Origin of the sequence: uncultured Caballeronia sp. (genome assembly GCF_964243625.1) — a bacterium.
Lineage (GTDB): Bacteria > Pseudomonadota > Gammaproteobacteria > Burkholderiales > Burkholderiaceae > Caballeronia.
This window is the reverse complement of record NZ_CAXTGZ010000182.1, coordinates 1-10,288: the sequence shown is the minus strand read 5'-3', so window position 1 is coordinate 10,288 and position 10,288 is coordinate 1. Positions and strand designations below refer to the sequence as shown.

The 10,288-nt window shown below is 62.2% G+C and carries 4 protein-coding genes and 2 pseudogenes; 1 reads left to right on the top strand and 5 read right to left on the bottom strand.

The genetic code is table 11. From position 1 onward, the window contains the following. From ACFFAR_RS14405 to ACFFAR_RS14385, 5 genes and pseudogenes are all read right to left on the bottom strand, one after another. Positions 1-678 (bottom strand): N(5)-hydroxyornithine transformylase PvdF (locus tag ACFFAR_RS14405; protein WP_174364252.1); only part of this gene is annotated, 678 nt, incomplete at its 3' end. A gap of 91 nt (positions 679-769) precedes the next feature. Beyond that, positions 770-2,995, bottom strand: coding sequence for a TonB-dependent siderophore receptor (locus ACFFAR_RS14400; RefSeq protein WP_174364253.1), 2,226 nt, complete (start codon positions 2,993-2,995; stop codon positions 770-772). A 50-nt stretch (positions 2,996-3,045) separates the two neighbouring features. Beyond that, a complete protein-coding gene (locus tag ACFFAR_RS14395; RefSeq protein WP_174364254.1) occupies positions 3,046-4,419 on the bottom strand; it encodes a SidA/IucD/PvdA family monooxygenase in 1,374 nt (457 codons plus the stop codon). 65 nt (positions 4,420-4,484) lie between these two features. After that, entirely contained in the window at positions 4,485-9,464 is a 4,980-nt protein-coding gene (locus ACFFAR_RS14390; protein WP_375508040.1) for an amino acid adenylation domain-containing protein, read from the bottom strand. Next, positions 9,461-10,162 (bottom strand): annotated as a pseudogene (locus ACFFAR_RS14385) (phosphopantetheine-binding protein); the annotation flags it as partial. The gene ACFFAR_RS14390 and the pseudogene ACFFAR_RS14385, both read right to left, overlap by 4 nt. A gap of 3 nt (positions 10,163-10,165) precedes the next feature. Here ACFFAR_RS14385 and ACFFAR_RS14380 point away from each other — a divergent pair. Then, positions 10,166-10,288, top strand: a pseudogene (locus ACFFAR_RS14380) (hypothetical protein); the annotation flags it as partial.

The following is a 10,288-nucleotide window of genomic DNA, read 5'->3' as shown; positions in this document are numbered from 1 at the left end:
GTTATCGACGTAATGAAACGACGCCCCCGTCATGTTCACAGGTGCGACGGGTTGGGTCTGCATTGTGGTCCAGTCGATCACCTTTTCGCCGCGGGCGCCATGCAGCGCGTCGAGCGTCGCGTAAGCACCACGACGTTCATAAGGCGAATCGAGGCGCGTCACGCCCGGATGAATGTTCGCAATCCGCCGGTTAAACACCGCACCGGGACGCACGAGTTCATCGAGGATCACGAGCAGTCCGTCGAGCACGACACAATCCGCTTCGAGTTCGAGCAGCTTTTCAAGCAAGCGATGCTCGAACGCGCTTTTTTGCGGCACGCGTTCAGGCGCGTTCCGCGCGAGTCGCCTGTAAGTGGATGGAATTGCGTGCAGCAGGTTGTTGACCTCTTTCCCATGCACACGTAAATCGGCTGGATGAATCCACTGCTTGCCCGGCTGGCACGAAAAGCCGTAGTGCCTGAGCTTTTCGCGATCCGCGGGCGAGCCTTCATCGTCGTCGTAGATCACGCCCTCCAGCGAGTAGTGATCGCCGAGCGGGGTAGTGTTCAGGCGGTCAGCCAGGAATTCGAGCGGCGACTTCATGTATCGAAGACCGCCCTTGTATTCGATCTGCTGCCCCGCACGGTCTGCGGCAGCGTTCCTCAGCGACAGGATATAAACGAGTTTTTTCTTCGACATGACGTTGGATTGAAGATCGGGAGATTTGGTGCAAACGCGCGGTCCGGATGCACCGCGCGCTCCTGCTCAACAGGTGAAGATCAAACCTTGCTTACCAGTCGTATCTTGCAGTCGCCACCACGGTGCGTGGGTTGCCGTAGAAGCACGTCGATGTCGACTGGCAACCGCTGACGAACGTGCGGTTGAAGATGTTCTGCGCATTGACCGCGAAGCGCCAGTTACGCGTGTCGTAGTGGATCGCGGCGTCGTACACGGTGTAGCTCGGCACGTAGAGCGAGTTGTCGTAGGCGCCCGCCAGTCCGCTTTGATACCTGATACCCGCGCCAAGACCGAGACCCGCGAGCGGACCCGTATGCCAAGTCCAGTCGCCCCAGAGCGAAGCCATCTGGCGCGGCAACGGAATCGACACCGGCCACTTGTTGAGCGAGTCGTCGTTGGCCTTGATGTTCTTCACATCCTGATACACGTATGCCGCGATCACCGATACATTGCGCGTCACCTTGCCGACTGCGCTCAACTCGATACCGCGCGAACGCACTTCGCCCGTCTGAATCGAAAACGTATTGGTCGGATCGGTTGGATCAGGCGTGAGGACGTTGGTCTGGTTGATCTGGTAGACCGCTGCGTTGAGCATCAGGTTTTTGCTCGGCGGCTGCCAGCGCAGACCTGCTTCGATCTGCCGGCCTTTCGTGGGTTCAGCCAGGCCGCCGCCGGCCAACTTCACGCCAACCGTAGGATTGAACGATGTCGCGTAATTGACGTAAGGCGACAGTCCGTAGTCGCCGAGGAACACCAGCCCCGCGCGTCCCGAGAACGCATGATCGTCCTGCTTGAACTGCGTACCCGCGACCAGGTCGTCCTGCTTCGTGTTGCTCCAGTCCTGACGGCCGCCGAGCGTCAGCACCCAGCGCTGCCACTTGATCTGGTCCTGCGCATAGACGCCGAAGCTGTCCATCGATGAACGCGTATTGGTTTGCCCGTACGAATCGGGACCGGCGAAGATCGCGGTCGATACCGGCGTATAAACCGGGTTGTACATGTTCAGGCTTGGCCCTTGCGCAAGCCATTCGCTGTCTGTGGTGTTCTGGCGGTTGTATTCAAAACCGAGCAGAAGCGTATGCTCGACCGGACCGGTGCCAAAACGCGCTTGCGCCTGATTGTCGACATCGAAGCGGCTGTAGTTCGGCTGGAACAAGCCGGCGTAACGCGACATGGTCTGCTGCGTCGGGTCGCTGGCATCGAGTCCGGCGCCCCATACCGCGCCCTGATCGAGCGACAGGTGCATCCAGCGCACGTTCTGGCGAAACGTCCAGATGGGATCGAACTTGTGCTCGAACTGATAACCCACCGACCATTCTTTCTTGCGGTAGTACGAATACGTTGGATCGCCCGTGTACAGGTCCGGTGAGATCTTGCCGTTGGGATTGGGCAGGACGGTGCCTTCGGCGGGCAGGAAGTTGTTCGATGCGTCGCCCCAATCCTGCAAATAGCTCGCCGCAATCGTGAGCGATGTACTTGCGGTCGGCTGCCATTTGATTGAAGGCGCGAACGATACGCGTTGTTCCGCATGCGGACCCGTCAGCGAGTTGCCGTCACGTCCTACACCAACGAACCGATACGACAAGGTTCCGTCCTTGTCGATCTTGTCGCCAATGTCGAACGCAATCTGCTTGCGTGCGTAGTCGCCGAGTTGCATCTCGACCTGACGCACGCGTTCGCCGTTCGCGAGCTTGCTCTGAATGTCCACGATCGCACCCGGATCGCCCTGCCCGTACAGCACCGATGTCGGCCCGCGCAGGATCGTGATGCTGTCGATCATGTAGGGATCGACGCGCCAGCTCGCCAGGTTGAGCGTGTTGGGAACCTGCAGCCCATCCTGGAACACGCTTGGCGTGAAGCCCCGCAACGCCGAGTACCAGTCCGATCGAACATCCGCTCCATACGATGAAAACCCAGGCGTATAACGCAAGGCTTCATTTATGCTGGTCGCGCCGGTCTGCTCCATCTGCGCGGCCGTGATCACGTTGATGGTCTGCGGGATCTCGTTGATCGGCGTATCGGTCTTCGTGCCCGTCGCGCTGCGTTTTGCCACGAGCCCGACCGTGCCGTCTCCTTCCGATCCCGCATTGACCGTTATCGCAGGCAAGGTGTCGCCCGGCGTTGCGCCTTGTTGTGTCTTGCTATCCGGCTGTGCGCCCTGGGTCTGCGTACCCTGGGCTGCTGCCTGGGCGTGCGCATATCCGGCCGCCGCTGCGTAGAATGCGATGCCCGTCGCTGCCGCGATCGCACTCCGACGCGTCCCTGTTGCCCACTCCATTTCCGTCGCTCCAAATCACAATGCGGCCTTTTCTCGTGGCCGCGGTTTTATCAAAGAGCGATAGCCATGCGGCCGTCGCTCATCCCGTTTTTTTGTTGGGCTGGAATCCGGCTGGCCGGCCGGTCCCGTGCCGCGTGCTCGGCGAGCGACGCGACAATCTCATCCGAGCGCAGCGCCAGAACTGACAACAGCGTGTCGGACAATCCGTGGCTGTCTTCACAGCAGCCTTGCAAATAAATACGTGGTTTAAAATGCTCCGGCGTGGCGAGCCGGTAGTCGCGTTCGACGTCGCCTTTCACGAGTGCATCGCCGAGATGCGGTGCAAGACCATCGAGTAATGCGATATGCGTGTCGCGCCTGTAGCCCGTCGCGAGTACGAGCGCATCGAAGCGTTCGGCGCGCGCAAGTCCTGTCAGGTTGTCGCGTAACGTCAGTTCGATCTGGCCGTCCGTCGCGCGTACAGCCGCTTCGATCCCGGTGTTCGCAAGCAGGCGGTGACGGAGATCGTCGGAGACGTTTTGCAGGTAAAGCATCTCGTAGATCTGTTCGATCAACGGCCGGTCGACGACCGCATAATTGGTATCGCGAAACCGCTCGATCAGCGAACGGCGGCCATCTTTCGACTGCCCGTAAACCACGTCCGTGTAGGCAGGGCTGAAGATCTCGTTGACGAACGGCGTATCGTCGGCGGGCTTGAGCGCGCCCGAGCGGATCACCAGGCTCGCATCGACATGCGGAAAACGCCGCGACATATCCACGAATACTTCGGCGGCGCTCTGTCCGCCGCCGATCACCGCGACGCGTTTGCGGGGCGCATCGGTGGCCTTGCCGACCACGCGGTCGATCGATGTCAGATAAGTCGATGAATGGATCACGTTGTGGCTGCCGAGCGCCGCGAACGCCTCGGGAACCTGCGCCGCTCCGCCGATACCCACGGACAACGCCCGCGTGACGCGCTGCCATTCGCGGCCTTCCCGATCGCACGACCAAACGCGCAGAGCGCCGATTTCCTTGCTGCTTCCCGGGCTATGAACCGGTTCGATCGATGTAACGGTTTCGCCGTAATGCAGCCGCTCTTCGAAGGCATCGGCGACCCAGCGCAGATAGTCGTGAAACTCCACGCGAGTCGGATAGAAGCTCTTGAGGTTCACGAAGTCGTTGAGACGGCCGCGTTCGAACAGATAGTTGATGAATGTGAAGCGGCTTTTTGGATCGCGTTGCGTGACGAGATCCTTGAGGAAGGAAATCTGCATGCGGCAGTCGTCGAGCAGCATGCCTCGATGCCAGCCGAACTCGGGCTGCCGTTCAATAAAACAATGCGCAAGCCGTGACGTGGCGGCCTCTTCGGCAAGACGCACGGCCAGTGAAAGATTCGACGGTCCGAAGCCGACGCCGATCAGATCGAATACGGTGTCTCTCTGCATGTCTCAGGTCCCTTATCGGTTTGCGGTGGCGCGTTGAAAAGGCGCGCGGCGGTTGAGTTGATCGGTCACGGTTCGCGCAATTCCACGTTCGACGCCACCTTCGAAGCAAGGCCTGCAATGCTGGGCGCTTCGAAGACATCGCGAATGGCCAGTGCAAAACCGGCTGCACGGGTTGCATCGATAAACCGCACGACATCGAACGAGGTCGCGCCGGCTTCGAAGAGGTTGTCGTCGTGGGACAGCGGCGGCCCGTTGAAAACGTCGCGCCAGAGATGTTCGAGCGTGTGTGCTGTCGAAGCGGCCTCGGCATCCAGCGTGAATGGTTCGGGTACGCTCGATGTCGCTTTGAATCGCGGGTTCGCCGCGTCCAGGGCAACGCTCGGAGCGTCGACGAACTTCGTCACCACGTCGAGATACTCTTGCGCCAGCGCCTTGGCGAATGTCGCATCGACCAGTTCATTTGCGTATGAGAACGCACCCGTCACGCGTCCATCGCGATGTTCGACAATATCCAGCTCCAGCTCGAAGACCACATGGTGCCGGACGTCGTTGAACCCCTCGAGCGAAAGGCCCGCCCAGCTCCGCGCGATCGTTGCAGCCGGGCGCAAGTAGTTGAACATCACCTGGAAGAGCGGATTCGTCAGACCTTCGCGCGGTGCGCGCAACGCCGCGACGACGTCGGCGAAAGGCGTATCTGCATGCGCGTAAGCCGCAAGCGCTGCGTCGCGCACTGCATCGAGGATGGTCGCCGGCGTATCGCGTTCCGCGAGTTGCGTGCGAACGACCACCGCGTTGATGAAGAGGCCAAGCGCGTGACGCGCGGCATCGCCGGAATGCTCGCGGGTTGAAGAAAGCACGCCGATGGGTTGATCGGACACGCCCGTCAGCCGGTATAACGCCACATTGAGCACGGCGTGCAGCAGCATGGGCAGCGTCGCGTGTGCTTCCACGGACATCGCGAGGGCTCGGCGTATGAGCGTTTCATCGAATTCGAACGCGATACGGCTCGCTGTCCAGCGCGGTTGCATCGCGCGGCCTGATGGGGGCGCCGGCAGGATGCTTGATGAGCCGATGTCCAGCGTTCCGAGCGCATCGCGCCAGAACGCAATGCGTGATTGCGGCGCAGACAGGGGAAGAATTGGCGGCATCGGCAAGGCGCGCGCAACAGGCGAACCCGATATCACCCCGACGTACGTTGAGCGGACTTCCTCGAGCCAGAGGTCGATCGATTGTCCGTCCGAGACAATGTGATGAATCACGAGCGACAGGACATGATCATCTTCGGCAAGTCGCAGAAGCCGGACACGCCAAAGCGGCGAGGATTCAAGCAGGTCAAACGGCGTCAATGCGTCCTCGTCCGTGAGCTCGTTCGCACGCGCAACGCGTGACGGTTCGTTCGAGAGATCGATCACACGGAGTTCAACCGGACAGGACCCTTCGATACGCTGACCCGGATGCCCGCCCGTTCGTTCCACAAGACGCGTGCGTAGCGCAGGATGCCGCGCGGCAGCTTGCGCAAACGCTTCACGCAGTGCATTGGCGGAAAGCGTGCCGCGCAGGCGCAACGCGATGGGGATGTTGTAAGCGGCGCTGTCCGGCTGCGAACGCCACAGGAACCACAATCCGAGCTGCGCGGCTGACAGTGGCAAGATGCCGTCGGCATCGGGGGTCGGTTGTTGTCCAACCGATCCGTCGAGCATCGCGTCCACAAGTCTGGAAAGCGCTACACGTTGGGCGTATTGCGACAAAACCGGCGCCTCGAAAAGCGTGCGCACCGGCACGTCCCGTCCAAGCTGCTCGGCGACGCAAGTCGCAACCCGCACGGCCGCGAGCGAATGACCACCGAGTTCGAAGAAATGATCTGCGCGACCAACGCGTTTTACCGTTTCCGCGCCAAGCACTTCGCGCCATATCCTCGCCAGCGCGACTTCCAAAGCATCCGAAGGCGCTTCATAGGCGCGCTGCACACGCTGTGGTTCGGGCAACGCGGCGCGATCGACCTTGCTGTTGGCATTACGCGGCAACGCATCGAGCACGACAATGAACGCCGGCACCATATAGTCCGGCAACGTGTGACGCAGATGCGCGTCGAGCTCGGCGGCATCGGCGCGTGTGGACCGTTTGCGCGCCTCGTCAGTCAGTTCGACGTATGCCACCAGCGCAGCCTGAGCGCCCTTGCCGTTCACTACCGCTACTGCCTCGCGCACATCGTAATGCGCGGCAAGTTGCGCTTCGATCTCGCCAAGCTCTATACGCAAGCCACGAAGCTTCACCTGATGATCCACGCGGCCGATGAAGTCGAACACGCCATCGGCACGGCGCTTCACCAGGTCCCCTGTTCTATACAACCGAGCGCCCGGGACACCGAACGGATCCGGCAGGAACCGCTCCGCCGTCATCGCGGGCCGGTCGAGATATCCGCGTGCAACTCCAACGCCCTCTCCCCCCAGGTACAACTCGCCGATCACCCCAACCGGCAGCGGGTTCAGGCGTGCATCCAGGACATGGGCGGTGCGGGCGCCAACGAGCGTGCCGATCGGAAGGTATGCGCTGTCGGCGAGTTTCGCGGGATCATCGCCGGGATTGAACATCCAGAGCATCGGCGTGATGACGGTTTCGGTCGGGCCATAACCGTTCACGATGCGTGCGTTCGGAAACGCGCGGCGCATCAGTGCGAATGCCTCGCGCGATGTGGCTTCGCCACCTACGGTCAGCGAACGCAACGTAGGCGGCGCCCCATGCGCGAGCGCCCACTCGGCGAGTTGCGTCGCGCAACCCGGCGGCACATACGTCATGGTCACGCCTTCGCGCATCATCATCTTGCAGGTTAGCGCTGGCGGCCACAGGGTGTCCGCGGTGACCGCGACCGCCGCGCCCGACATGTACTGCGAGAACCAACCTTCATGCGAGCCGTCGAAGTTGACGGACTGGAACAGCAGGAAAACGTCGTCTTCGCCCGCTCCGTAACGCTTCGCAATCGCCGTGCAATGCAACGCGAACGAGCCGTGATCGACGATCACGCCCTTGGGCTTGCCCGTCGATCCGGATGTATAGATCACGTAGGCCGCTTGCGTCGGTGCAACGGATGGCAGCGCAGTGCTGTCATCGTGGAAGAGGCTTTCGTCATCGACCAGCCAGACGCGGACACGCTCCGAGACAGGCAGCTCGGACAGACTTGCACGCTCGGTGATGATGTGGACGATCTGCGCATCGTCGAGAATTTGCGCGAGGCGTTCGCGCGGATGACTCGGGTCGAGCGGCACGAACGCACCGCCCGATTTCAGGGCGGCGATCAAACCGACAGGCAGGTCCACCGAGCGGCTGAGCGCCACACCTACACGCATTTCGGCGCTTACGCCTGCAGCAACGAGGCGCTGCGCAAGCTGCGTTGCGCGCGTGTTCACTTCGCCGCGCGTGAGCGAACGCTGCATGTCTGCCACGCCGCGCGCCTCGGGTCTCGCGCACGCGTGGTCGGCTATGCGTTCATGCACCGGCTTGAACCCGTCGTCTTCGGGCGGATTGTGGTTCCAGGCATCGAGCTGGATGCGTTCGGCAAGCGGCAGCCATTGCAGGTCGCCAACCGCAACATCCGGCGTGTCGAGCGCATTCGACAGCAACTCCATGAAACGCTGCGCGAGACGATCGATGGCATCGGCTTCGAACAGATCGAGCGCGTACAGGAAAGAGGCGTCGATGGCACCGTCGTCGCGGAGCTCGAAGTTGAGCGTCAGGTCGAATTTTGCGAACGGCGTGCCGGAGGGCAACTCGGTTACGCGAACATCGGCGAACGACGGAAGCGGACGGCGCGCCCCGAACGCGGCCATGACCTGGAACAGCGGGTGGTGGCTCGCACTGCGCGCAACGCCCGTTGCCTCGACCACTTGCTCGAAGGGCACGTCCTGATGCGCCTGTGCATCGACAAGACTTTGCGCCGTTGCATCGATGAGTGTCCCGAAACTTTGCGTGGCATCGATGCGCGTTGCAACCGTCAGCGTGTTCACGAAGAAGCCGATCAGTCCCGCTGTCTCGGCACGTTCCCGATTCGCGGCGGGCACGCCGATGTAGATATGCGGTTCGCCGGACGCGCGCGCGAGGAGTGCATTGAGCGTCGCCAGCAGGACGGCGAAAGGCGTTGCGCGCCGCGCACGCGCAAGACCCGCGACACGCTGCACGAGCGTTGCGTCGAGCTTGAGAACATGACGCGCGGCGGCTGCGCTGCGTTGTGCCGGGCGCGGTGCGGCGCCGGGCAGCATCAGCACGTCGCGGGCCGGATCGAGTTGCGCGCGCCAGAATTCAAGTTGACGATCACGTCCGCCGGCATCGAGCCAGCGTCGCTGCCACAGCGCGTAATCGGCATACTGGATCGGCAGCGGTTCGAGCGAAACCGCTTCGCCATTTACATACGACCGGTAGAACGATGCCAGCTCCGCCAGCGCCACGTCCCCCGACCAACCGTCCGACACGATGTGATGCGTCGTCAATGCAAGCCAGTGCGTGGTCGCATCGAGACGGATCAGGCACGCGCGCATCAGCGGGCCGTGGGCCAGATCGAAAGGCCCGGACTCATCGGCGAGGGCGAGTTCCTGTGCCCGCACCTCGCGTTCGGCGAGCGGAACGCTGCTCACATCAAATGCCTGCCAGCAGCAGCGCTCGGGTGCACGCACGCTCTGTGATACACCGTCCGCGCCTTCCGCGAAAGTCGTACGCAACGCCTCATGACGCGCAATCAACGCATCGCACGAACGCCGCAGCGCGTGTTCGTCGAGGGCGCCATCGAGACGCAGCCGCTCGGTGATGTGATACGCCGCAGGCTCGTCGATCATGCGTGCATGCAACCAGAGCCTGGTCTGCGCGAACGATGCCGGAACCCTCGCGGAACGCTCGGCGCGCGGCGGTATGGGCAGCATGCGAAAGTCGATACCCGTTGCCGGGAGTCGTTCCAGGAACACCTTGCGTTGTGCGTCAGGCAACTGCGCGAAGCGCACCGCAAGAGAGAGCAGATCCGGTCTTGCCGTCATCGTCGATCCTTGATTCCCGGTCTTCATTGCGCTTCGAGCTCGCCGAGTAATGCATCGATTACGCTTACCGCGTCTTGTCCATTCGCGTTTCCATGTGCGGCAAGTGCGCGATCGATCTCCGCGGCGCAGCGTGTAAGCGTGCGTTGATCGAAGAGTGTGCGTAGCGGAAGCATCAACGACCAGTGAAGGTTGGCCTGTGCATTAGCCTGCGTGGCGAGCAGCGAATGGCCGCCGAGCGCGAAGAAATCATCGTCGCGTCCGATTGATTCGATGCGCAAAACGCGTTGCCAGATCGCGGCCAGATCATGTTCTGTCGGCGTCCGCGGCGACTCTACGGAACGGTCCTCGCGCGTGGGTGCTGGCAGCGCGTTGCGGTCGCATTTTCCGTTCGGCGTAACCGGCAGCGCGTCGAGTTCGATCACGCGGGCGGGCACCATGTAAGGCGGTAGCTGGGCGCGCAACGAATCCAGAAGCGCGGCTTGATCGAGCGCGCCCTCGGCAGCGCGCGCCACGTACGCGATCAATTGTTCTTCGCGCACGATAACCACGGCGTCATGCACGCCGGGATACGCACGCAGCAGCGCTTCGATTTCGCCCGGCTCGATACGTTGTCCGCGCAGCTTCACTTGTGCATCGATACGGCCGAGGTAATCGAGCGCACCATCACTGCGACGGCACGCAAGATCGCCCGTTCTGTACAAGCGCGCGCCCGCCACGAACGGATTGCGGTGGCTGAGGTACTGCGCATCGGCATCCAGATCGCCAGCGCGGTGGAGACCGCACATCGGTCCGGCATCCTGCACCGCGACATCAAGCCGGCGAACATCCTGCTGACCCAGGGACGCGGGGTG

Bases quoted from the DNA above. Each gene is read 5' to 3' on its own strand.
- ACFFAR_RS14400 (WP_174364253.1), bottom strand. From the start codon at position 2,995: ATGGAGTGGGCAACAGGGACGCGTCGGAGTGCGATCGCGGCAGCGACG.
- ACFFAR_RS14395 (WP_174364254.1), bottom strand. From the start codon at position 4,419: ATGCAGAGAGACACCGTATTCGATCTGATCGGCGTCGGCTTCGGACCG.
- ACFFAR_RS14390 (WP_375508040.1), bottom strand. From the start codon at position 9,464: ATGAAGACCGGGAATCAAGGATCGACGATGACGGCAAGACCGGATCTG.